The sequence below is a fragment of the Lentzea sp. CC55 genome (genome assembly GCF_021056325.1).
GTDB lineage: Bacteria > Actinomycetota > Actinomycetes > Mycobacteriales > Pseudonocardiaceae > Lentzea > Lentzea jiangxiensis.
Genome location: NZ_JAJCXE010000056.1, coordinates 187,148 through 210,782, shown reverse-complemented (window position 1 = coordinate 210,782; position 23,635 = coordinate 187,148). Strand labels below are relative to the sequence as shown.

The window sequence follows — 23,635 nt, the reverse complement described above, 5'->3', positions numbered from 1 at the left end:
GACCTGAGCCTCTCGGCGAGGCGTCCGAGGCGATGGCTCAGTCGCGTGCGCGGGCGCCGGGTCCGGGGGCGGCCCGGATGTCGCCGAGGCTGTCCACGGGGTGGTCGCGGGTGCAGCGGACCTGGGTGCGGATCGGCGCGCCGCAGTCGCGGTGGGTGAGCACGACGGTGGGCCCGCCGGGTGCGGGAAGCCAGTGGTCGGCCCAGTCGAGCAGGCTGATGATCGCGGTGGCCAGGTCCCGTCCCTTGTCGGTGAGGCGGTACTCGTGGCGGCCGCGTGATCCGGTGTCGTGGTAGGCGACCTTGGCCAGGATGCCCTGGTCGGTCAGGTCGCGCAGGCGTGCGGACAGCACGCCGGGGGTCAGGCCCGTGTGGCGGCGGAAGTCGTCGAAACGCCGGGTGCCGTAGAACGCCTCCCGCACGACCTGCCCGGCGCTGCGCGGCACGAGCACGTCGAGCGCTCGTTGCACCGAGTCCGGCTCCAGGAGCCACGCTTCGCGGTTCCACGCCGGGTCCGCGGCTTCGGTCGGATCGTGCGCGCGAGGCTGCTGCATGCGCGCACTGTGTCACATGCCTCTGCTTTCGGCGTCGCCAAGAGCCGCTGTTGTGCGGCGTGACGAGAGGTTCGGCTACCGTGCTGAGTATGGTTTACAGTACTCAGCCGGTGCGGCGGTTCGTGGCGCTCGGCGACAGCCTCACCGAGGGGGTCGGCGACCCCCGGCTCGACGGCACGCTGCGCGGCTGGGCCGACGTCCTGGCCGGCGAGCTCGACCACGCGTGGCCAGGGCTGCGCTACGACAACCTCGCCGTGCGGGGATGGCACGCCCAGCACGTCATGGAGCACCAGCTGGAGCAGGCGCTGCGGCTCGAACCCGATCTGGCGAGCGTCATGGTCGGCGCGAACGACGCTTTCGACCGTCACGGGTTCGACGGTGCCGAGGTGGGCCGTGTGCTGCGCAGGACGGTGGCGGCCCTGTGCGACAGCGGTGCACGGGTGGTCATGGCGACGCTGCCGGACATCACCCGGCGCTGGCCGGGGCCCGCACGCCTGCACCAGGCGACGCGCTCACGGTTCGAGCTCGTCAACGACCACGTCCGCACGATCGCGGCCGAGCACAACGCGATCATGCACGACCTGTGGCACGACGAACGCACCCACGCACCGCGAATGTGGTCGATCGACCGGGTCCACCCCGGCACGCACGGGCACGCCGGCATCGCGCACAGCTTCGCCGAACTCCTCCTCGGCAGCACCCGCTCACCGTGGACCCCGGCGGGACCGGCGGTGACCGCGGCGCAACGACTGGCGGAGATCCGCTCGCTCTGCACGATCCTGCGAGCCGACCGCGGGCGCCCACTGCCCGCCCAGCTCCCCCGCGGGCCGTGGAACCTCTCCCACACCGGAACACAGCACTAGGGAGCGATTCCCGGCGGCGGTGTCAGAACTCGATGACCAGGCGGGCGGGGACCGAGCCGTTCAGGATTTCGGTGAAGGAGCTGTTGACGTCGTCGAGCTTGCGGGTGAGGGCGACGACCCTGGTGCGGCCGGCGGCGTGCAGGGCGAAGACCTCCGCCAGGTCCTGGCGGGTGCCGACGATGGAGCCGACGACGGTGATGCCCTTGAGCACCAGGTCGAACACGGGAACGGGCAGGACGCCGTCGGCGGGCAGGCCGACGCAGACCAGTCGCCCGCCGCGGCGCAGCGAGGCGAACGCCTGCTCGAAGCTCTTCGGCGAGGCGGCGGTGGCGATGGCCACGTCCACGCCGCCCAGCTCCGCGATGGCGGCGACGGGGTCGGTGGTGCGGGCGTTGACGGTGTGGTCGGCGCCCAGGTCGCGAGCCAGGGCGAGCTTGTCGTCCTCGACGTCCACGGCGACGGTGAAGCCGCCGGCGATGCGCGCGTACTGCAGCGCCAGGTGCCCGAGGCCGCCGATGCCGAACACGGCGACCCGCTCGGCGGAACGCACCGCGGCGACCTTCACGGCCTTGTAGGTGGTCACACCGGCGCAGGTCAGCGGCGCGGCGTCCACACTGGACACACCGTCCGGCACCGGCACGGCGCAGCGGGCGTCGGCGAGGGTGTGCTCGGCGTAGCAGCCGTCGACGGAGTAGCCGGTGTTGCGCTGCTGCTCGCACAGCGTTTCCCAGCCGGACACGCAGTAGGAGCACTCGCCGCAGGCGTGCCCGAGCCAGGGGATGGCCACGCGCGTGCCGACCCGTTCCGGGGCGATCCCCCGGCCGACGGCCTCGATGACGCCGACGCCTTCGTGGCCGGGGACGAACGGCGGGGTGGGCTTGACCGGCCAGTCACCGTTGGCGGCGTGGATGTCGGTGTGGCAGATCCCCGACGCCTCCAGCCGCACCAGCACCTGACCGGCGGCGGGTACCGGCACCGGCACCTCGCGGACCTCCAGCGGCGCACCCAGCTTCGTGACAACAGCAGCCCTCACGGCGACTCCTCGATCTCGTTGCTTCCGCGACCAGTCTTGCCAGGTCGCGGTGCGGGAGCCGCAGCCCGAGGTCACGTCGGAGCAGGGCCTTTCGCCTCACGCGGGCCACCACCGCGACGTGGGCGAACGGTTCCTCCCCTCGGCCAGGTTCAACGTGAACAGGCTGTGATCGACGCCGTTGCCAGCGACACGAGCCCGTCCCGATCCGGTGGCACCTGCCGATCTGCGCGACGGCGTGGGGAGCGGGTCCGTTATGGACGGTGCGCAGGACCGGCTTCTTCCATGCGCTGACCGCGGAGCGCGCGGAGCGCGTCGAGTGCGACCGCGGTGAGAACTCCGCGGCCGACACCGGCGCGGCCGAGCAACTCCATCCCCCGGGTGACGGCGACGAAGTAGAGCGCCAGCGACTGCACGTTCGCGTCCTCCGCGAGATCCCCGTTCTCCCGCGCGTGTTCCAGGCATTGGGCATAGATTTCGGCGAGCTGTTCGATGCCGGCCTTCGTGACCGTCGAGAGAGGATCCTCCTCGCCGGTCGATTCGACCAGCGCACGCGTGGTGAGCGAGACCCGCCGATCGCTGCTGCTGAACTCGATCGCCATCGTGAGCAGATGACCCCGGATTCGTTCCAGCGGCGAAGCGTCCTCGTGCCCGAGCGCTTCCGAGACGGCGCGCGTCGCCTCCTCCCGATCCTCGGAGAGCGCCCGGAAGAACAACTCCCGCTTCCCGCCGAACGCGTTGTACAGGCTCTGCTTCCCCAGGCCGGTCGCCCGCACCAGGTCGTCCAGTGTCGCCGCGGCGAGGCCGCGCACGGCGAACACCTCGCCGGCGCTGCTGATGACATCACTCTCGCGGAACTTGCGGGGACGAGGCACGTGAGCAAGCTTACGTTATTGACCATATGGTCAATAACTTGCTAGCTTGACCGGGCGCACATCGAAAAGGCCACGTCGGAGGCGTCGTCGCCTCGGCGGATGGCGTCGTCACCCGACTCCTGCCCATCCCCCGGGCCGCCCGCGAGCGCCGGCGCCCGGGCGGCAGCGACTTGTCCCGTGCAGCGATGTGAAGGAACACAGGAGAGCAGAAGTGAAGAGCAACGAAGAGATCGTCCGCGAGGCGTACCGGCTGGCGGAAGGGAACGTCCTCGACGGACCCGGTTTCCGCGCCTTGTTCACCGAGGACGGGACGTTCAACGACGTGCCGAATTCCCAGACCTTCCGCGGGGACGAGATCCCCTGGGCGTTGACGGGCCTCGCCGGCGTCTTCCCCGACATCCACCGCGAACTGCTCGAAGTCCACGCGCTCGGCGATGTCGTCGCCGTCGAACTGCGGATCCAGGGCACGCACCTCGGCGCGTTCCCGACCCCGATCGGTGACATCCTCCCGACCGGCAGGCGCATCGACGTGCCGGCGGCGGACCTCTGGTACCTCCGTGAGGGGAAGATCGCGAGGTTCAACTGCTACAACGCGACGAGCGTGATGCTCGCCCAGATCGGAGCCACCCCCGACTTCAAGTCGGCGATCGAGGCCGCCGAGATGGCTGCCACAGGGGTGTAGCCCCCGACCGGGAGGCGCCGGCGCACCGCCTGCCCGGAACCCGCGCGACTCGGAGCGGGCGGAAGGGATCGCACGACCTCGACCGATGCCGTCGTGCCAGTCGGTGCGCCGTGAACACCGCTTGGACTTCCGGAGCGGTTTCGACGAGGCTCGGTCGACGCGTGACGGATCACCCGCTCACCGACACCCAGGTCGCGGCGTCGTTTCCGCCGCACGCAGACCTCATTCTTTCGAGTTGTCTACGGCCGAGTCCTCTGTGGAATGCGTGACACTGGGAATCATGGCGATCACTCGACGTATGTTTGTCAGCGGCGCGATGGCGGCTCCTGTTCTCGCGCAGCTGCACGGTGCGACATCCGCGAACGCGAGTCCGACGGCTGACGCGGCGTTCACCCTGCTGGATGGACTGGGTGAGATGCGGTTGACCGAGGTCGCGCGTGAGCGGCTCGCGACGGAAAACATCGAAGTGCAGGCCGTGGCGCCGGCTACCCCCGTCGTGGGCGCTGACGGCACGACTGTTGTGGGCGTGAAGCTCCCACCTGAGTACAGCACCGGCACGATCAGCCCGGTGGGGCAACCGGGGAAGGGGTCCGGACGCGCGCTGGGCGGGGTGGTCTTGCGGAACGCGAAAGCACGCATGGAGATCACCGGCATTCGGGGTTCGGTTCCCGACGGGCGGGTCCACGCCTTTTTGAAGATCGACGACGAGTGGGTCGGCGAGGTGCCGTTGTACGCCGGGGACGTGAGCGCGGTGAGGCTGTCCGTGGAGCCGGGGGCGCCGGGGCAGCCGACCACGATCAAGGGGAGCGACATCCCGATCACCCCTACCCAGGAGGGCGTGGACGCCTTCACGAAGGCTTTCGGCGTTGCGTTGTTCGCGATGACGGACACGGTGTTCACCGCTTCCGGCAGCGGGCGCGCGTGGCCTGTACCGGCCTCGCTGCCCGGCTGATCAGCTCGGGACGACGACCACCGGCGCATCGGGTTCTCCCGATGCGCCGGTGGTCGTCGCGTGGTGTCAGTTCATGCCTATGACGGCTTGCCAGGGGTGAGTTCTGGTCGTGGCGATGGCGACGGCCTGGAGGCGGCTGGCGCGCAGGAACGGGTAGGCGGCCTCACCGTGAGAACCGCCGCTGCGCCCGGTGCCACCGAGCCCGGGCAGGTGCCGGGCGTGCGCCATGTGGGAGTCGTTGACCTTGAGCACTCCCCCGTTGGTCACCGCGGTGGTGAACCGCTCGATCACCTCCCGGTTCTCCGCCCACAGCGAGTTGCGCAGACCGAACCTGTTGCCGTTGAGGAAGGTGATGCAGCGGTCGAGCAGGTCCGGGCCGTCCTGCGGCACCACGACGGACAGCAGCGGGAAGAAGCACTCCTCACGCACGGCGGCAACGGTCTCGGCGAACTCCAAGCCGTTGACGCGCAACACCGTCGGTTCGAGGAACAGTCCATGGGGATCAGGCTCGCCGCGCAGGTTGATCTGCGCGCCACCGCAGACCTTCGTGGCGCCCGCGCGCAGTGCTTCGTCGAGACAGCGCTTGAAGGCCGTGGCACGCAGAACGGGACTGAGCACCGTGTCGGAGTCTTCCGGGTCGCCGGGGCGCAGCGCGGACGCGGCCTCGCGCAGCCGGGTGAGCAGCTGATCGGCGATGGCGGGGTGGACAACGGCGTACTTCGGGCCGATGCAGGCCTGGCCCGAGGCGTAGAACGACTCGACCAGTGCCGCGGTGGCGTGCTCGAGGTCGGCGTCGTGCCACACCAGCAGCCCGTCGTTGCCGGACAACTCCAGGATCGCCCGCTTGCCCCGCTCCACGCATTCGCGTTCCAGTGCCAGCCCGCGGCTGCTGGAGCCGAAGTAGTAGATGGTGTTCACCAGCGGACTGTCCAGCCACTGCCGCATGGTGGCTTCGAAGTCGGCGCACAGCACGTTGATCGTTCCCGGCGGCGCCCCGTGTGCCTCCAGCGCCGGGATGATGATGTTGTGCAGCGCATGGGCCAGTGAGCTGGCGCAGCTGCGCGGCACCCGGATGACCACGCTGTTGCCCGCCAGCAGGACCAACGAGGCGATCAACCCGTACAGCGGCGTGTTGGCGGGCGGGTCGACGCAGACCACACCGTCGGGCTGGCGTTGCAGCACGATCTTGTGGTGAGGCGTGGTGATCTCCTGCCGCAGCAGGGAACGCGCCAGCTCCAGGCTTTCCGGGTGGACGAGGTGCAGCACCGCGTTGAGCTGGGCCTCGGCCAGCAGGCGCGGGCACCCCTCCATGCGCATCAGCCGCGCGAGTTCCTCGCGATGCTCCAGGAATCCTTCGTACAGGGCGCCGACGCACGCCAAGCGGTCGGTGAACGGCAGGACGCGCAACCGCGCCGCTGCCTCCGCTGCCGCCCGCAGCGCCGCCTGCCCCTGCTCCGGTGTGGACAACGCGACGGAGCAGAGGATGTGCGGGTGGGCGTGCAACTCCTCTTCGGAGCCTTCGCGGAGCAGGCGGAACAGCGATGTCGCGGCGGCCCCGTCCGGTTCCAGGACGGCGCGCACGCTCATGCCGTACGCGCGTTCGTCGGTGTCGACGAGTTCGCCGCCGATGTAGAGCGGGAAGTGCCGCACGGTCGCCTGGGTCACTGGTTGTCCTCGGTCTTGAAGTAGGTGGCCAGGGAACGGGCCAGGTCGTCGATGCCGCTGCTCGCGACCACCCGCATGATCGGGATCTCCCTGCCGAACCGGCGCCGCATCTTGGTGACCAGCTCGGCGCCCATCAGCGAGTCGACCCCCAGCTGGTCCAGTGGCCGGTTGCGGTCGACGCGTTCCGGTGCGACGCCCAGCACTTCGGCGAGCGTCTTGACGATGTGTTCGGCGACGAGCTCGGCCGCTTCGTCCACCGAGGCCTCCCGCAGGCGGACGAGAAGATCGTCGTCCTCACCGCCGGCGGCCTGTTCGCCCCCTGCCAGCTCGCCGAGCCGTGGTGTGGTCAGGTGGGAGTAGAGGCGGCGCAGGAACTGGCCGTCGTGGCTCCACACCAGCGACACCTCGGGACCGCCGACCAGTTCGTCCAGCGCTTGGCGCACCGCACGCAACGGCAGCAGGGCCAAGCCGGCCCTGACCACCGTCTTGGCAGTGGCCTCGTTGCGCGCGACGTAGCCGACTTCGCCGAGGGCACCCCAGGCGATCGTCTGCCCGGCCAGTCCCCGGCCGCGGCGAGCACGGGCCAGTGCTTCCAGGAACAGGTTCCCGGCGCAGTAGGCGGCCTGACCGGCGTTGCCCACCACGGCCGCCCCCGAGGAGAACAGGAGGAAGAGGTCGAGGTCGTGGTGACAGGTGAGGCGGTCGAGGACCATCGCGCCGGCCATCTTCGGCGCGAGCACGGCGCGGAACCGCTCCGGCGTCAGGTCCGCGATCATCGCGTCGTCGAGCACCATCGCCGCGTGCACCACGCCGCGCAGCGGGGCGCCACTACGGTCGATGGAGTCGATGACCGCGCGCATCGCGGACTCGTCGGTCACGTCGGCGGCGTGCACGGACACCGCCGCGCCCCGCGCGGTCAGCTCGGCGATGAGGTCTTCGGCTTCCGGTACGGCCCGCCCCCGGCGGTTCACCAGTGCGAGGTGTCCGGCCCCGCGGTCCACGAGCCAGCGTGCCGTCTCGGCGCCGAAGCCGCCCGCGCCACCGGTGACCAGGTAGGTGCCGGACGGGTCGGGCACGAAGGCGCCCGGCTGGGCAGCCCGCTCGACCGGCGGTCGCCGGTCGAAGGTGGCGACCAGCTTGCCGATGTGCCGGGAGTGCTGCAGGGACCGGAACGCCTCGGCAGCCTGGGCGGCCGGGAACGCCCGGTACGGGACGGGGTGGACGGCTCCCGCCCGGACGTGGTCGATGATCTTGTCGTGCTCGTCGGCGATCTCCTGCAGACGCTGGCTTCCCAGCTGGTCGACGTCCACGACGAAGTAGCTGATGTTGTTGCGCAACGGGAACAACGAGACGTTGCGGTCGCTGTAGAGATCGCGCTTGCCGAGTTCGACGAACCGGCCGCCGAAGCGCAGCAACTCCAGGCTGCGGCCGATGAACTCCCCGCCCAGCGAGTTGAGCACGACGTCGACGCCCTGCCCGTCGGTCACGGCGAGCACGTCGGCGACGAAGCTGAGGCTGCGGGAGTCGAAGACGTGCTCCACGCCGAGCAGTTTCAGGAAGTCGCGCTTCTCCTCGGTGCCCGCGGTGGCGATCAGCGTGGCACCCAGGGAGCGGGCGCACTGGAACGCCGCCAGCCCGACGCCGCCGGCGGCGCCGTGCACCAGGACCGTCTCGCCCTTGGCGAGCTTGGCCTGGTGCACCAGGCCGTAGCTGGCGCTGATCAACGCGACGGGCATGGTCGCCGCGGAGACCAGGTCGATGCCGTCGGGCACCGGTCCCACCAGGTTCTCGTCGGCCAGCACGTGCGAGGCGAAGGAACCGGCGACGGACCCGAAGACCCGGTCACCCGGCCGGTACCGGGTCACGCCGGGACCGACGGCCGTGACCACCCCGGCGCATTCACCGCCGAGGTGCGTGCCGGTCATGCCGGCCTCCACCACCCACCCCGGCAGCAGTCCGACCGCGAGCAGCGCGTCGCGGTAGTTGATGCCCGTGGCGTGGACCTCGAGGGCCACCTGGCCCGGACCGGGTTCCGGCATCTCCGCGGCCACCCACGCCAGCTCGTAGGAGGGCCCCGCGTCGCGGGCGATGAGCCGGTACGGCGTGGCGGGGTCGTCGGCAGGAGGTGGCGGCATGTCGCGCAGACGCGGCACGAACCGGCCCGACGCCGTGAGCACCACCTCGTCCTCGTCCGTGGGGTCGAGGAGCTCGCGTGCGACTCGGTCGACCGGGACGTCACGCGCGACCGAGATCCGCCGGATGCCCATCGGGCTGTGTTCGGCGGCCACGGTGCGCGTGGCGCCCCAGAACGCGGCACCGGCCGGGTCCGTCGTCCCTTCGGGCGCCGGGTTGACCCCGGTGGGGCGGCTGACCAGCCACAGCCGCGTCACCGCGCCCGCGGGGAGCTCGGCGGACCTGACCGCGAGCGTGCGCACGAGCTCGAACCGCCGTGTGGTCGCCTCGACGGCGCCCAGCGGATCCACCTCGTCCTCGGCGAGCACGAGCACCACATCGGTCTCGGAGGAGGTGAACCAGTCGGCTGTGCCGGTGACGGTGGTCGTCCGCACCGCGTCGGCACCCAGCTCCGCGAGCCTCGTGGTGAGCGCGACGGCCAGCTCGTCGGTGCCGTCCTCGGCGACGACCACGACACGGCTGCTCGCGGCGGTACCCGTCGCCTCCTGCACGGGGGCGGTGCGCGGCACCCTGCTCGCCGTCGTCAGCGAGCACAGTTCCCCTTCGAGAACCGTTCGCGCGGCGCGGAAACCGCTGCCCGGCAGCAGATCACGCCACTGCTGAGCGGACAGCACCGGCGAGGTGGGCCGCAGGTCGAGATCGGTCATCGACCAGAACTCGGGTACCAGGCCGAACGGCAGGGCGAGCAGCACCGGATCGTGGGCCTCGACGAACAGCAGACGTCCGTTGTCGGTCAGCATCTCCGACACCGCGCGCAGTGCCGCACGCACGTCCTTGGCTGCGTGGAGGGCGTTTCCGGCGACCACGACGTCGAAGCCACCGGCCTCGACGTCGGGCTGGTCGAGGTCGAGGATCCGGTACTCGACGAAGTCGTACCGCCCGAAGCGCGCCTCGGCCGGGGCGAGGAAGGTCTGCGAGATGTCCGTGAACACGTAACGCGTGCGGTCTCGCGGCAGGACGGGCAGCAGCGCCGCGGTCAGCGCACCGGTGCCGCCACCCACCTCCAGGATCCTCAGTGGACGGTCGGCCGGCCACGCCTCGGCCAGTGCGCGCATCACCTCCGCCGCGGCGTGGTTGCACGACCGCAGCAGCGGAGACAGGGCGTGGTAGTGGGCGAGGGTGTCGCTGCCGTGGGCGGGGAGGAGGATGTCCAGCGCGTCCCGTTCACCGCGCAGCAGCTCGGCCAGGTGCAGGCCGCACCGGCCGAACAGGGTCAGGTCCGGGACGTGCTCGGGGAAGTCGGCGACCAGGCCCGCGAACGCGGGTTCGGCGACGTCGGGACGGATCCGCCAGCGGGTGCGTCCCTGGAACTCGCCGAGCCACTCCAGGTGGCCGTGGTCGGCGGCCAGTGCTGTCAGCAGGTCGAGCAGGCGGCCGAACTCCGGGCGCACCCCGGCGGCCAGCAGGGCGTCGGTGAAGAACACCTCCGCTCCGTCGAGGACGGTGGTGAACGCGCGCACCGTGAAGGCGGCGGCCGCCTCGAGCCGCCGTCGCCTCAGCTCCGCGTAGCCGGTGACCGGCGGGGCCTGGACCCGCGGTGACGGGCAGGGCACCTCCGCGGCGGGTGGCAGGCCGCGCGGTGCGGCGCGGAGCTCGGTGTGCTGGCGCCGGACCACGCGCCGGCTGGGCACCTTGACCCGCAGGAACCGGCAGTCGAGCAGTTCCAGGGCGACGGTGCCCGCGTCGTCGGTGAGGGTGATGTCGGCCGAGGCCCAGGACTCCGAGAGGGTGCGGCAGCGGAAGTGCACGGCGCCGGTCTTGGTGGGTGGGTTCCACAACCGCGCGGAGCCGATCGCCACGGGCATGTAGGAGTCCTCGTCGGCGACGTGGCCGCGGCGGATCCGGCCGAGTTGGATCGCGGCCTGCGGGGCGACGTCGGTCCACGCCGGGTGCGCGTGGAACCCGGTGAAGTCCAGGTGGCCGCAGTCGTAGTCGCCCAGGACCTCCATGCCGTCCACCCACAGGCCGGAGAGGACCAGGAACTCGGGGCCGTAGCCGAGTCCGATCCGTTCCCCGTCGGCGTACAGAGTGTCCCGGTCCACGTGCTCGCCCCTCCCGGCGAACCGTGCGCGCAGTGCGGTCAGGTCGAGCGGTGGCGGGGCCGAGGCCACCCGGCGGCGCACTCGCCCTCGTGCGTGGGTCAGCCACGTCTGGCCCTCGGCCGAGCACGTGGCGACCCGGAACACCCCGTCCTCTTCGGACAGTGAGACCTGCATGCGCGGCAGCACCGACTCGTCGTCAGGAGCCACCATCGGCTTGGTGATGTGCAGCTCCCTCACCTCCGCCGGTCCGTCGAACACGAGCTGCCCGGCCGCCCAGCCCATCTCCAGGTAGCCGGCCGCCGGCATGATCGGCGTCCCCGCCGCCCGGTGGCCGGTCAGCCACGGCCACCGCGCCGGGTCGACGGTGGTCTGCCACGTCGGGTCGGAGACGGCGACCCGGTCGCCGAGCAGCACGTGGTCGGGTGGAGCACTGGTACCGCCCCAGGTGTGCTGACCGCCCAGCCAGAACCGCTCGCGTTGCCACGGGTGGGCGGGCAGCGTCACGACCCGGCCTCGGCGGGGGAAGAACCGTTCGGGGGCGATCGCCACGCCCGCGGCCAGCGCGGACTCCACCGTCGCCCGCAGCGCGGCCGCTCCGGGCTCGTCCCGGGTGAGCGTCGGCAGCACGGCGAGCACGCCGTCCTTCGCGGCTCGCTTCAGGTACGTCCGCAGCACCGGTTTCGGCCCGATCTCGATGATCGTGTCGAACCCGGCGGCGACCAGGTGGTCGGTGGCCGCGGCGAAGCGGACCGGCTCGCGGACGTTGCGCCACCAGTACTCCGCGTCCAGTCGCTCGCCTGCCAGGGGTTCGCCGGTGACCGTGGAGACGAAGTCGACTGTGGCGGCTTTCGGTGCCAGAGCGGCCAGGTCCGCCAGCAGCGGGGCGCGCAACGGCTCCATCGCCGCGCTGTGGAACGGGTAGTCCAGGTCGAGGACGCGGCAGAAGACCTCGCGCTCCGCCAGCCGGTCGGCGAGGTCCTGCAGATCGGTCCTCGGCCCGGCGACGGTGACGTCGCCGGGACTGTTGATCCCCGCGATCTCCACGCGCCCGTCGTAGCGTGCGAGCAGTGTCCCGATCTCCTCCGGCCCGAGGCTGACCGCGGCCATGGTGCCGGTGCCGGCGGTGGTCGCCTGGGCCCGGCTGCGCGCCACCACCAGCGCCACGGCCTGGTCCACGTCGTAGATCCCGGCGGCGAAGGCGGCGGCGATCTCCCCCACGCTGTGGCCGTACACGGCTTCCGGACGCAGACCGTGTTCCGCGAGCACCGCCACGATGCCGGCCTGCACCGCGAAGAGGACGGGCTGGATCACACCGGTGTCGTGCAGCCGCGGCTCGGCCGACCGCAGTTCGCCGGCGACCGTCCAGCCGACGAGCGGTGCCAGCGCGGCGTCGATCCGGGCAACCGCGCCGGCGAACACCGGGTCGGTGTCGACGAGGTCCGCCGCCATGCCGGGCCACTGCGCGCCATGACCGGAGAAGGCGAAGGCGACGCGGCCCCGCTCGGTCGCCCGTTGCGGCGGGATCTGCTTCGCCAGGCGACGACGCGCCTCGTCCGCGTCGGCGGCGAGCACCACGCGGCGGTGGGCGTGCTTTCCCCGTCGCTGCGACGAGGTGTAGGCGAGGTCGGCGAAATCCGTGCAGCCGGCCAGGCGGAGGTCCATGCGGGACACCGCGTCGGCGAGGGCGGCCTCGGTGTGCGCCGAGACGACGATCGGCACCTCGGTTCCCCCGTGCGGCGCTGGATGAGCCGCAGGTGGTTCCTCCAGGACGACGTGCACGTTCGCACCGCCGAACCCGAACGAGTTCACCCCGACCAAACGGCCCGCCGCCGGCCGGGACCGCTCCACCGGGGTCAGCGCCAGGCCGTCGAAGTCGATCTCCGTGCTGCGCGGGCTCGCGTTCGGGGTCGCGGGGATCTCGCCGTGGCGCAGCACGAGGATCGCCTTGCACAGCCCGGCCATGCCCGATGCCGGTTCGAGGTGCCCCAGGTTGGCCTTGATCGAGCCGATCGGCAGCGCCGCGCCGGTGCGGCGCAGTCCGAGGGCGTTCCCGATCGCCCGGCACTCGACCGGGTCGCCGATCGGTGTCCCGGTGCCGTGCGCCTCCAGGTAGGCCAGGTCGTCCGGGTCGAGCCCGAACCGGTCGTAGACCTGGCGCAGCAACGCTTCCTGGGCCTCGCAACTGGGCAGCACCAGTCCGCTGGTGTGCCCGTCGCTGTTCGTGCCGGACCCCGCGATCACGGCGTGGACGCGGTCCCCGTCGGCGACCGCGTCGGCCAGGCGCTTGAGGACCAGCACGCCACCGCCCTCGGCACGGACGTACCCGTCGGAACGGGCTGAGAACGGCCGGCAGTGCCCGGTCGGCGACAGGAACCCGGCTTTGGCGAACCCGACGTAGGTGATGGGGTTGAGCAGCAGGTTGACCCCTGCGGCGAAAGCGACCCGTCCGCCGCCGTGCCGCAGGTGCTCGCAGGCCAGGTGGACCGCGTTCAGCGACGAGGCGCACGCCGTGTCCACCTTCAGGCTGGGCCCGTGCACGTCGAGCTGGTGGGACAGCCGGTTCGCCGTGTTGGACAGGGCGGCTCCGGAGTTGGTGTAGGGACCGACCGCGGACGGGATCAGCATTTGCTGTCCGCCGTAGTCCAACGCGGACACACCGACGAACACGGCGGCGTCGGTGCCGGCCAGCGAGGCCGGGTCGATCCCGGCGTCGTCGAGCGCCTCGACGCCCAGTTCCAGCACCAGCCGCTGTTGCGGATCGATGCACACCGCCTCACGCGGGCTGATGCCGAAGAAGCCGGCGTCGAACCCGGTGATGTCGTCGAGGTACCCGCCCGCGAACGTGTAGGACTTGCCCGGCCGCAGCTGGTTGGAGTCCCAGTACCGCTCGACGTCGAACCGGTTCGGCGGTGGCGGCCCGACCACCTCGCGCTCTGCGGCCAGCAACGACCACAGCCCCTCCAGATCGCCGGCTCCGCCGGGGAAACGACACGCCACGCCCACGATTGCGATCTTGTCCAGCACGTCGGGATCATTTCGGACCGGGAGTGCCGAATCCATGCCGGCAAACGCTCTCACCCGGATAACCAACCCATCAGGTGACGCGCGCTCGCCCCTCCGGGGGTGAACTCAACTCGACAGCACGCGCCTCGCACTTTCGACCACGTCCGCCGGGGCGGAGTCGAGCGACCCCGCGGAGTAGGGCGGCTCCGGCGCGTACTCGATGACGAGCTGCACCGTCTGCGCGACGTCATCGCCCGCGATCAGCCCGCCCAGGGTCAACGCCATGTCGATGCCCGCGGACACGCCGGCCGCGGTCGCGTAGTGACCGTCGACGACGACCCGCTGCTTCGATGGGATCGCGCCGAACCCGGCGAGCTGGTCGAGCCCAGCCCAGTGGGTCGTCGCCCGGCGGCCCTCGAGCAACCCGGCCGCGGCGAGGAGGAAGGTGCCGGTGCACACGGCCGTCGTCCACCTGCTGGTGCGGTCGGCCGTACGCAGCCAGTCGAGCAGGGCGTCGTTGGCCATCTGCTCCACCTGGCCCGGTCCTCCCCCGACGAGCACGACGTCCGGCGTCGTGACGTCGGCCGGGGTGGCCACGGCCTCGATCGACAGGCTCTCCAGGTCGTTGACGACCAGGCCCGGCTTCTCGGCCACGAAGACGACCTCGGTGTCGGGAAGGCGTCCAAGGACCTCATACGGCCCAAGAACGTCCAACGAGGTGAAGCCGGGATACAGAACGATGGCGACCTGCATGTAGGTGCCCCTCCAGTTCGCGAAGATCAACGCGAAGAACGCTAGTTCCGCCGGCCCGAGGCGGCTATGCCATGCACCCCAACGAATCTGCCATCTGCCAGAGATCAGAGTCGACCGCGCCGGTACTCCGTGGGCGAGACACCGAGTTCACGCACGAACGCGCGGCGCATCCCTTCCTGCGTCCCGTACCCGCATTGACGTGCGATCCGCGACACGCCTTCACCGGTGTCCACCAGCATGCGCTGCGCGGCCTCCAGCCGGATGAGGTCCACGAAACGCCCTGGTGTCACCCCGGATTGTTCGGCGAACGCCCGCGCGAACTGCCGCGGTGACAGACCGGCCCGCCGCGCCATCGCGGGAACGGACAGGTCCGCCGCGAGGTTGGCGGTGGCCCAGTGCTGGACCTCGCGCAGAGGAGCGGAGTGGGCGACCTGGGCGGAAAGCTGCGCGCTGACTTGGGCCTGGCTGCCCGGTCTGCGCAGGAAGACCACCAGCAGCCGGGCGACCTCGTGCGCCACCGCGCGGCCGAAGTCCTCCTCGACCAGGGCGAGCGTGAGGTCCACCCCCGCGGTCACCCCGGCCGACGTGTAGACGGGACCGTCCCGGACGAAGATCGGCTCCGGCTCGACCCGCACCTCGGGGTGGCGGTCGGCCAGGTGCGCGCAGGCCTCCCAGTGGGTCGTCGCCCGGCGGCCGTCCAGCAGACCGGCCTCGGCCAGCAGCCAGGCCCCGGTGCACACCGACACCACCCGTCTCGCCCTGGGAGCGCGCTCGCGCAACCAGGCCACGAGCCGGTCGTCGACTTCTGCCACGCCCGGTCCCCCCGGTACGAGAAGCACGTCGGGGTCCTCGGCGGCGGCCAAGTCCACGTCCGGAAGCATCCGCAGTCCTCCGGCGGCACGCACCACTTCACCGCCGAGCGAGGCCGCGCGAACGACGTACGGCGGCATGTCCTCGGTCCGGCGAAACGCGCCGCCGCCGCGAACACGTCCAGAGGTCCGGCGACGTCGAGGGGCTGCACACCGTCGAACAAGATCACGAGCACGGATCGGGTGCGCACCTGCGGCACCTCGCACGTGCGCAGTCTGATGCGTCACACGGACGCCGGAAGTTCGGGCTCTCCGGGAACCGAACCGGAGTTCTGCCCGACCGCCTGTGCATGAGGGTGGACAGGACCGTCGCGGTGGCGTCGGCCGGCTCGGCGTTGTGCGTCGCGGTTGTCGTGTTCTGGGCGGGTGACGTGCACGCCGCTCTGGGAGACAGTGATCCGGGCAGACTCACGTCGCTGGCGTTCGGCATCGTGCGCACGCTCGCGAACGCCGCCGCCACCGTCACGGTGGGAGCGCTTGCTTTCGCGGCGTTCGTCGTGCCCGCGCCACCGAAGCGGATCAAGCTGACCGCGCACGCGTATGCCGCTGTGCGCACCGCCGCGACGGCGGCCGCGGTGTGGGCCTGCGCGGCGACCTGTGCCGTCGTCCTGTCCGTCGCGGACGCGTCGGGGCAGTCGGTCGCCGTGGCGCTCGACCACCTCGGTGGGCTCGTGGCGGCGACCGGGGAACCGAAGGCCTGGATCTGCTCGGCTGTGGCCGCCGCGGTCGTGGCGGCGGGTGCGCGGGCGACGCTGACGTGGACGACCTCGGTGTTGTGGCTCGTGCCCGCGACCGCCGGTGTGCTGGCGCCGGTCATCGCGGGTCATGTGGCGAACGGCGCGTGGCACAACGTCGCGACCAACGCCATGGTCTGGCACGTCCCGGCGGCCGCGGTGTGGATCGGCTCGCTCATCGCGTTGCGCGCGTATCTGCGTCGGCCCGGGACCAGCGCCACCGACGTCGTCGTGCGGCGCTATCACCGGCTCACGACGTGGTGCGTGGTTGTGCTCGTCCTCAGTGGATCGGTGACCGGCGCGGTGCTGGCCGGACCTGCCGGGCTGCACAGCGGTTACGTGGTTTTGTTGCTGCTCAAGCTTTCCGCGTGTGCGGCCGTCCCGGTGCTGCGGGCGCGGTGGGGTGTGTGCCGGCCGCTCGGCGTGGAGTTGGTGGCGGTGGGACTGGCGATCGGCGCGTCGGCCGGGCTCGCGCACCTCGTGCCGCCCGCGTGGTTCGTCCGCGGGCCCTCGCCTCAGGAGACGGTGCTCGGCTACGAGCTGCCGAACCCGCCGACGCCGGCGGAACTGGTTCTGGGCTGGCGGCTCGATCTCGTGCTGGGGCTGGGCGCCGTCGTGCTGGCGGTGGCGTACGTCGTGGCTGTCCACACCTTGCGCCGGCGGGGTGACGGGTGGCCGGTCGGCCGGACGGTGGCGTGGTTGTCGGGCTGCGCGGTCGTGCTGGTGGTGACGTCGTCCGGTGTCGGCAGGTACGCGGCGGGCACGTTCAGCACGCACATGGTCGCGCACATGTCGCTCACCATGCTGGCGCCGGTGCTGCTCGTGCTCGGCGGGCCGGCCACGCTGGCGTTGCGGGTGCTGCCGCCGGGGCCGAGGCAGTGGGTGGCGGCGTTGCTGCTCTGCCGCGCCGCGCGGCTGGTCGCGCACCCCGCGGTGGCCGCGACGACGTTCGCCGGGTCGTTCTACGTGCTGTACTTCTCCGAGCTGTTCGGTGCGGCGATGCGCTTGCACTGGGCGCATCAGCTGATGAACATCCATTTCCTGCTCAGCGGCTACGTGTTCTTCTGGCTCGTCATCGGGGTCGACCGCGCACCGCGCACGCTGCCGCACCTGGCCCGGCTCGGGCTGTTGTTCTCGGTGATGCCGTTCCACGCGTTCTTCGGCGTGGTCCTGATGAACCACCAGACCGTGATCGCCGAGTTCTTCTACCGCACCCTCGGCCTCACCTGGGTGCCCGATCTCCTCGGCGACCAGCGCCTGGGCGGCGGGATCGCCTGGGCCACCGGGGAGATTCCCATGTTGGTCGTCGTGCTCGCGCTGCTGCGGCAGTGGGCGGTCGCCGACCGGCGCGAGGCCGTGCGGTTCGACCGCGTCACCGACACCGGGCACGACGACCGGCTGACCGCCTACAACGCGATGCTCGCGGAGCTTTCCGGAAGGAAGAACTGACCTGTCATGACGACCACAACGCACGACGCCGTCGAGCTGTCGGTGTCCGGTATGACCTGCGCGGCCTGCGCCACGCGGATCGAACGCAAGCTGAACAAGGTCGACGGCGTGCGCGCCACCGTCAACTACGCCACCGAACGCGCGATCGTGCACGTGCCGCAAGGAATGCGCACCGACGACGTCGTGCAGGTCGTGCGCGATGCCGGCTATGACGCCTCCGTGGCCGGGCACGACCGCGAGCAGCCTCAGGACACCGTTGCCGAGCTGCGGCGCAGGCTCGTGGTCGCGGCCGTGCTGGCGATCCCGCTGGGCAACCTGTCGATCAGCCTCGCGCTCGTGCCCGCGTTGCGCTTCGCCGGCTGGGAGGCGTTGTGCGTGCTGCTCGCGCTGCCGGTGGTCACGTACTCGGCGTGGCCGTTCCACCGTGCGGCGTTGCGCAACCTGCGGCAGGGAGCGTCCAGTATGGACACTTTGGTGTCGCTGGGTGTGCTCGCCTCGTTCGGGTGGGCGTTGTGGTCGCTCCTGGCGGGATCGTCCGGTCCCGGTTACTGGCTGGGGTTCGGTGTGACGGCGGAGGGCGCGGACGCCGTGTACCTCGACGTGGCCGCGGGTGTCACGACGTTCCTGCTCGCCGGGCGTTATTTCGAGCTGCGGTCGCGGCGTTCGGCGGTGGGCCTGCTCACCGCGCTCGCGGGCCTCGCGGCCAAGGACGCCAGGGTGCTGCGTGACGGCGTCGAGACGACGGTGCCCGCGGCGCGGGTGCTCGTCGGGGACCTGCTCGTGGTGCGGCCGGGTGAGGCCCTGCCCGCGGACGGTGTCGTGACCGAGGGGTACTCCGCGATCGACACGGCGTCGATGACCGGCGAACCGGTCCCGGTCGAGGTGGGGCCCGGCGACCAGGTCACCGGCGGCACGGTCAACAGCGCCGGTCGGCTGGTGGTGCGGGCGACGGCGGTCGGGGCGAACACGCAGCTGGCGCAGTTGCGGGCACTCGCCGAGCAGGCCGCCGAACGCAAGGCGGCGGTGCAGCGCCTGGTGGACCGGGTGTGCGCGGTGTTCGTGCCGGTCGTGCTGGTGCTCTCGGCGCTGACGCTGGTGGGGTGGCTGCTCGCGGACCACTCGACGCGTGAGGCGTTCACCGCGGCGGTCGCCGTGCTGATCATCGCCTGCCCGTGTGCGCTCGGGCTCGCCACGCCGACCGCGCTGATGGTGGGCGTGGCCCGCGCCGCCCAGCTCGGCATCCTGGTCAAGGGGCCGGAGGCCCTGGAGGCGACCCGTGCCGTGGACACCGTCGTGCTGGACAAGACCGGCACCGTCACCACCGGTCGTATGCAGGTCACGCGGACGCGGTCGTTCACGGACGCGGACGAGCAGGCCGTCCTGAGGTGGGCGGGCGCGGTGGAGGCCGCCTCGGAACACCCGATCGGCGTGGCGATCGCCGCGGCCTGCGCCGACGTGCCCGTGGTCACCGGTTTCGAGGCGTTGGTCGGGGCGGGCGCACGCGGCGAGGTCGAGGGCGCACCGGTGGTCGTGGGGTCCCCGGAACTCATGGCGCGCCGGGACATCGCGGTGTCTTCGACGGCGACGGGGTGGCTTTCGGACCTCGGCCCGGCGACCGGGGTGCTGGTCGCCCGGGGTGGCGAGGTGGTCGGGGGTATCGCCTTGCGCGACACCGTGCGCCCGTCCGCGCGTGGAGCGGTCGCACGGCTGCACTCGCTCGGTCTGCGCACCGTGCTGCTCACCGGTGATCACGAAGCCGCGGCCCGGGCCGTCGCGGCGGAGATCGGCGTTGGTGACGTGATCGCGAACGTACGCCCCGCGGACAAAGTCGCCACCGTGGAACGGTTGCGCGCGCAGGGACGCCACGTCGCGATGGTCGGTGACGGCATCAACGACGGTCCCGCGCTCGCCGCCGCCGACCTGGGCATGGCGATCGCGCACGGCAGCGACATCGCCGCCCAGGCCGCCGACGTCGTCCTGGTGCGCGACGACCTCGACGCCGTCGCGGACGCGGTCCTGCTCGCCGGCCGCACGCTCGCCACCATCAGGGGCAACCTGCTCTGGGCGTTCGGCTACAACGCCGCCGCGCTCCCGCTGGCGGCTTTCGGGCTGCTCAACCCGCTGATCGCGGGCGGGGCGATGTCGTTGTCCTCGGTGCTGGTGGTCGCGAACAGTCTGAGATTGCGCAATCAGCTGGGGAACCGGACGGACTCGCCACCCGACCTGTAGGGGGACACCGACTTGAGGAGGCCATCGTGGAACGCCGGACTTTCTTGCGGGCATCGGCACTTTCCGCGGGTATCGCGGGCGCGGCGAGCGCGACCGCCTCGGCGGCGAACCCGCTGCGCGTGCAGGTGCTGATGTTCGACGGCGTGGAGGAACAGGACTTCGTGGCGCCTGTGGAGGTGCTCGGCCTGGCCGCGAAGATGTCGGGTGGCGCGGTGCGCACCACCCAGGTCAGCGCGGGCAAGCCGGGAACGGTCACGTGCACGTACGGCACGAAGGTCGAAGTGACGCGCGGCTGGTCGCCCGAGGACGCCGACCTGCTCGTGGTGCCCGGCGGCGGCTACCTCGACAAGACCGGGCCGGGCGTGCGCAAGCTCATCTCCGACCAGTCGTTCCTGCGTCGCCTGGCCGCCGCGGACGTGCTGCCGGTGGGCATCTGCACCGGCACGATGCTGCTGTCCGCGGCCGGTCTCACCCGAGGCCGCAACGCCACCACGCACAACGGGGCGAAGGCCGACCTCGCCGCGCAGGGCGCGACGGTGATCAACGCGCGCGTGGTCGACGACGGCGACCTGATCACCGGCGGTGGCATCACCTCCGGCCTGGAGGTCGCGCTGTGGCTGCTGGAACGGTTCCTCGGCGCCCAGACCGCGCACCGGGTGGAGACGGTGCTGGAGTACGAACGGAGGGGCACCGTCTGGCGCAGGTGACCGCCTTGTCCGGGTTCAGCCGGAACTCCCCTGCCGCGGTATCCGACCACTGAGGTGTGAGGACTGTAGTGACCGCGGTGTCCACGGCCGCGATGGCCGTGTCGATGCTGCAACTGTTCGTGCTGGGCGCGTTGGGGCCGGTGCTGGTCGCCGAGCTCGGGGTGGCCGAATGGCAGCTCGGCGCGCTGGTCGCGGCCGGGTTCGGGGTGGCGACGCTGCTGTCGCTGCCCGCGGGGTCACTGGTGGACCGCGTCGGGCCCCGGCGCAGCCTGGTCGGGCTGTTTCTGGTGAGCGCGGTGGCGTTGACGGTGCTGGCGGTCGCCAGATCGGCCTGGTGGATCGCGGCGGGGGTGGCGCTGGGCGGCATCCCGCAGGCGCTGGCGAATCCTGCGACGAACAAGGTGGTCCTGGTGGCCGTGGAACCGGAGCACCGTGGGACGGTGACGGGGTGGAAGCAGTCCGGTGTGCAGCTGGGTGCGTTCGTGGCTGGTGTGCCGCTCGCCGCGGCGGCCGCGGTGGCGGACTGGCGCTGGGGTGTCGGGCTGCTCGCGGTGCTGTGTCTGGTCGGTGCGGCGGTGACCGCGCGACTCACCCTGCCCACGCTTCCTGCCAGGAGCGTGCCCGGCGACGGCGTGGGTGACCGGGTGCGTGCGCTGGCGGCGTTCTCGTTCACGCTCGGGTTCGGGCTGGCGTCGGTGAACACGTTCTTCGCCCTGTACGGCGTGCAACGGCTCGACCTGTCCGCGCCGGTTGCGGCCTGGCTGATCGCGGTGATGGGACTGGCCGGCATCGCGGGCCGGGTGTGGTGGAGCGGTGCGGCCGGCAGGGCGGACGATCCCGCCGCGGTGTTGCCGTTGCTGGGACTGGGGGCCGTCGTCGCGGTGGCGGTGGTGGCGCTGGCGGACCAGGCGCGGTGGCTGGTGTGGTTCGGGGCGGCGGGGATTGGCGTGTTCGCGGTGGCGGGCAACGCCGTGTCGATGGTGGCGGTGATGCGGGCGGTGCCGCAGAAGCTCGCTGGACGTGCGGCGGCGGTGGCGTCGGCCGGGTTCTTCGGCGGCTTCGCCGCCGGGCCGCCGCTGACTGGGCTCGTCGTGGGCCAAGCCGGTTACTTCTGGCTGTGGGTCACCGTCGGGATCGTGTTCGGGGTGGCGGCGGGTATCGCTTTCTTGGTCACGCGGCGCACCGCGGTGACGGTGTGAACGATTGGGCGCACGACCTGGTGCGCCGCATGTGCGACCAGGTAGACGAGATCGAAGCCGCTATCGGGGACCGGTTTCCGCTCTACCTCCACGATGGACGGTGGAGAACCTCCGCTCGTGGGTCGTGGACGGGCGGGTTCTGGGCCGGGCTGCTCACCCTGCGGAGGCTCGTCACCGGGGCCGGGGACGTCGCACCGGTGCGGGACCGGCTGGACGTGTGGGCGGAAGCGGACACGGTGCTGCGCGGCATGATCTTCTGGTACGGCAGCGGCGCGGAACGACTGGGCCTCATCGCGCCGCGCCCCAGTACGACGAAGGTCGCGGACAGCCTCGCGGGCGGCTTCGACCCGGAGCTGGGCGCGATCCCGTGGGGCACCGCGTTCTCCGCAGACGGCCCTGACATTCGCGCGGACGGGGCGGCCGGAGTCGTTCCGCTGCTGGAGACCCACGGTCACCACGACGTCGCCCACCGCCACCGGAACGCGCACGCACACCTCGCCCCGACCTGGCCGCGAGGCAAGGCCTGGTTGTCGCTCACGAACCCAGGTGGGTGGAATGAATCCACACAGGACAGTTCCGCGCAGGCAATCGCCGCTGTGGCATTGTTGAAGGCAGGCGAGCGCGGTGAAGGCGAGCGACTGCTGCGGACCCTGCCGGAAGGCGCCGAGTACGACGGCTTGACCGGGCTGAAGGTCGTGTGGGGCGAGTTCTTCACGTTCCTCGGCGCCGCCGTCGTCACCGGTCTGGTGCCGCCCGACGTCTGGTGAGCAACCGGCGTCCGGTCGTGGTGACGTGCAGTTCGTCCGCGCCGTCGAGGATCCGTGCGGCTCGCGCCACGCGCAGCAGCCGAGGCAGGCCTGTTGCGGCGGTGAGTCCTTCCGCGCCGTAGATCTGGATCGCGGCGTCGACCGCGGTGTTCAACGCGCGTGCGGCGGCGACCTTCGCCAGGCTCACCTCGACCGGCGCACGCTCTCCGAGGGCGACCAACGCGGCCGCTTCACGGGTGAGCAGACGCGCCGACCTCACCTCCAGCTCGGACTCGAAGACCAAGCGCTGCACCAGTTGCCGGTCGGCCAGCACGCCGTCGCCGAGCGCCCGGGACACCGCCCGGTCCGCGAGCAGGTCGAGACATCGCTGTGCCTGGCCGGTCCAGCGCAACGCCCGCAGCGTGCGCCCGAGCGCGAGACGTTCGCCGGCCAGGCGCATGCCCTGCCCCGGTTCGCCGATCAGGTAGGTGGGCGGCACCCGGACCGCGTCGAAGGAGATCTCGTGCTGCCCGCCGGTGCCGAGGACGTCGAGCTCCCGTTCGACCCGGAAACCACCGGCGGGCACGGCGACGATGGAAAAAACGTCGCCGGTGCGCGCGACGACCAGCACCAGGTCTGCCCGCGCGGCGCCGCTGGTGAACCATTTGCGGCCGGTGACGGTCCACCAGCCGTCCGTGCCGCGTTCGGCGGTGGTGCGCAGCCCGGAGGGGTCCGAGCCCGCGACGCCGGGCTCGGTCATCGCGTAGCTCACGTGCACACGGCCGGCCACGAGGTCTTCCAGTACGGCGTCTTGGAGTTCCGGGTGGGCGTGCGCGGCGAGCATCCGCACGGTGAGCAGGCTGGCTGATCCGACGACGTCCGGGCCGTGGTCGCTGCGTCCCTCGTCTTCGGCCACGGCGAAGTAGTCGGTCAGCGGCTGGCCACCACCGCCCAGCCCTGGCGGCAGCGGCCGTGCCCACAACCCGGCGTTCCGGGCGAGCGTGCGCAGCTCGAGGCCTCCACCCGCGTCCAGTTCCGGTTCGGCTGGGATGACGACTTCGTCAACGAATCGACGCAACGCACTGTGACCT

The 23,635-nt window shown here is 71.6% G+C and carries 16 protein-coding genes; 8 read left to right on the top strand and 8 right to left on the bottom strand.

Annotated features, from left to right (window positions below; genetic code table 11):
• Positions 1-37: 37 nt before the first annotated feature.
• On the bottom strand, positions 38-553 hold the full coding sequence (locus L6E10_RS35810) for a helix-turn-helix domain-containing protein (RefSeq protein WP_236224599.1): 516 nt from the start codon (positions 551-553) through the stop codon (positions 38-40).
• Between the two features lie 89 nt (positions 554-642).
• Between L6E10_RS35810 and L6E10_RS35805 the strand changes: the two genes are divergently transcribed.
• Positions 643-1,416 (top strand): SGNH/GDSL hydrolase family protein, encoded by a 774-nt coding sequence (locus L6E10_RS35805; protein ID WP_236224598.1) that lies wholly within the window; start codon positions 643-645, stop codon positions 1,414-1,416.
• Positions 1,417-1,438: 22 nt separating this feature from the next.
• Here the strand turns inward: L6E10_RS35805 and L6E10_RS35800 are convergent, their stop codons facing one another.
• Positions 1,439-2,449: a zinc-binding dehydrogenase gene (locus L6E10_RS35800; RefSeq protein WP_236224597.1), complete on the bottom strand. Its 1,011-nt coding sequence runs from the start codon at positions 2,447-2,449 to the stop codon at positions 1,439-1,441.
• A gap of 251 nt (positions 2,450-2,700) precedes the next feature.
• Complete coding sequence (locus L6E10_RS35795) at positions 2,701-3,321, bottom strand: TetR/AcrR family transcriptional regulator (protein ID WP_308102947.1); 621 nt, start codon at positions 3,319-3,321, stop codon at positions 2,701-2,703.
• A 211-nt stretch (positions 3,322-3,532) separates the two neighbouring features.
• Between L6E10_RS35795 and L6E10_RS40540 the strand changes: the two genes are divergently transcribed.
• Positions 3,533-4,003 carry a nuclear transport factor 2 family protein gene (locus L6E10_RS40540; RefSeq protein ID WP_236224595.1) on the top strand — a complete coding sequence of 157 codons (471 nt, stop codon included), beginning with the start codon at positions 3,533-3,535 and terminating at the stop codon, positions 4,001-4,003.
• A 280-nt stretch (positions 4,004-4,283) separates the two neighbouring features.
• Positions 4,284-4,955 (top strand): hypothetical protein, encoded by a 672-nt coding sequence (locus L6E10_RS35785; RefSeq protein WP_236224594.1) that lies wholly within the window; start codon positions 4,284-4,286, stop codon positions 4,953-4,955.
• Positions 4,956-5,021: 66 nt separating this feature from the next.
• Here L6E10_RS35785 and L6E10_RS35780 read toward each other — a convergent pair whose 3' ends face one another.
• The 4 genes from L6E10_RS35780 to L6E10_RS35765 all read right to left on the bottom strand — a co-directional run bounded on the left by L6E10_RS35780 (position 5,022) and on the right by L6E10_RS35765 (position 15,561).
• Positions 5,022-6,620, bottom strand: a complete 1,599-nt coding sequence (locus L6E10_RS35780) for an aldehyde dehydrogenase family protein (protein WP_236224593.1) — start codon at positions 6,618-6,620, stop codon at positions 5,022-5,024.
• A complete protein-coding gene (locus L6E10_RS35775; protein ID WP_236224592.1) occupies positions 6,617-13,915 on the bottom strand; it encodes a type I polyketide synthase in 7,299 nt (2,432 codons plus the stop codon). Before L6E10_RS35775 ends, L6E10_RS35780 begins: the two co-directional genes overlap by 4 nt.
• A gap of 69 nt (positions 13,916-13,984) precedes the next feature.
• Entirely contained in the window at positions 13,985-14,641 is a 657-nt protein-coding gene (locus L6E10_RS35770) for a DJ-1/PfpI family protein (protein WP_236224591.1), read from the bottom strand.
• Between the two features lie 74 nt (positions 14,642-14,715).
• Positions 14,716-15,561, bottom strand: a complete 846-nt coding sequence (locus L6E10_RS35765) for a GlxA family transcriptional regulator (protein WP_374237596.1) — start codon at positions 15,559-15,561, stop codon at positions 14,716-14,718.
• Between the two features lie 209 nt (positions 15,562-15,770).
• Here L6E10_RS35765 and L6E10_RS35760 point away from each other — a divergent pair, with 209 nt between their 5' ends.
• The 5 genes from L6E10_RS35760 to L6E10_RS35740 are packed head-to-tail and all read left to right on the top strand — an operon-like array spanning position 15,771 to position 22,565.
• Positions 15,771-17,663 carry a cytochrome c oxidase assembly protein gene (locus L6E10_RS35760; protein WP_236224590.1) on the top strand — a complete coding sequence of 631 codons (1,893 nt, stop codon included), beginning with the start codon at positions 15,771-15,773 and terminating at the stop codon, positions 17,661-17,663.
• A gap of 6 nt (positions 17,664-17,669) precedes the next feature.
• Complete coding sequence (locus tag L6E10_RS35755) at positions 17,670-19,892, top strand: cation-translocating P-type ATPase (RefSeq protein WP_236224589.1); 2,223 nt, start codon at positions 17,670-17,672, stop codon at positions 19,890-19,892.
• Positions 19,893-19,918: 26 nt separating this feature from the next.
• Positions 19,919-20,599 (top strand): DJ-1/PfpI family protein, encoded by a 681-nt coding sequence (locus L6E10_RS35750; RefSeq protein WP_236224588.1) that lies wholly within the window; start codon positions 19,919-19,921, stop codon positions 20,597-20,599.
• Positions 20,600-20,655: 56 nt separating this feature from the next.
• Positions 20,656-21,798, top strand: coding sequence for an MFS transporter (locus L6E10_RS35745; protein ID WP_236224587.1), 1,143 nt, complete (start codon positions 20,656-20,658; stop codon positions 21,796-21,798).
• Positions 21,795-22,565: a hypothetical protein gene (locus tag L6E10_RS35740; RefSeq protein ID WP_236224586.1), complete on the top strand. Its 771-nt coding sequence runs from the start codon at positions 21,795-21,797 to the stop codon at positions 22,563-22,565. Before L6E10_RS35745 ends, L6E10_RS35740 begins: the two co-directional genes overlap by 4 nt.
• Here L6E10_RS35740 and L6E10_RS35735 read toward each other — a convergent pair.
• Positions 22,534-23,622 (bottom strand): acyl-CoA dehydrogenase family protein, encoded by a 1,089-nt coding sequence (locus L6E10_RS35735; RefSeq protein WP_236224585.1) that lies wholly within the window; start codon positions 23,620-23,622, stop codon positions 22,534-22,536. The two genes, L6E10_RS35740 and L6E10_RS35735, sit on opposite strands and share 32 nt — an antisense overlap.
• Positions 23,623-23,635 lie beyond the last annotated feature (13 nt).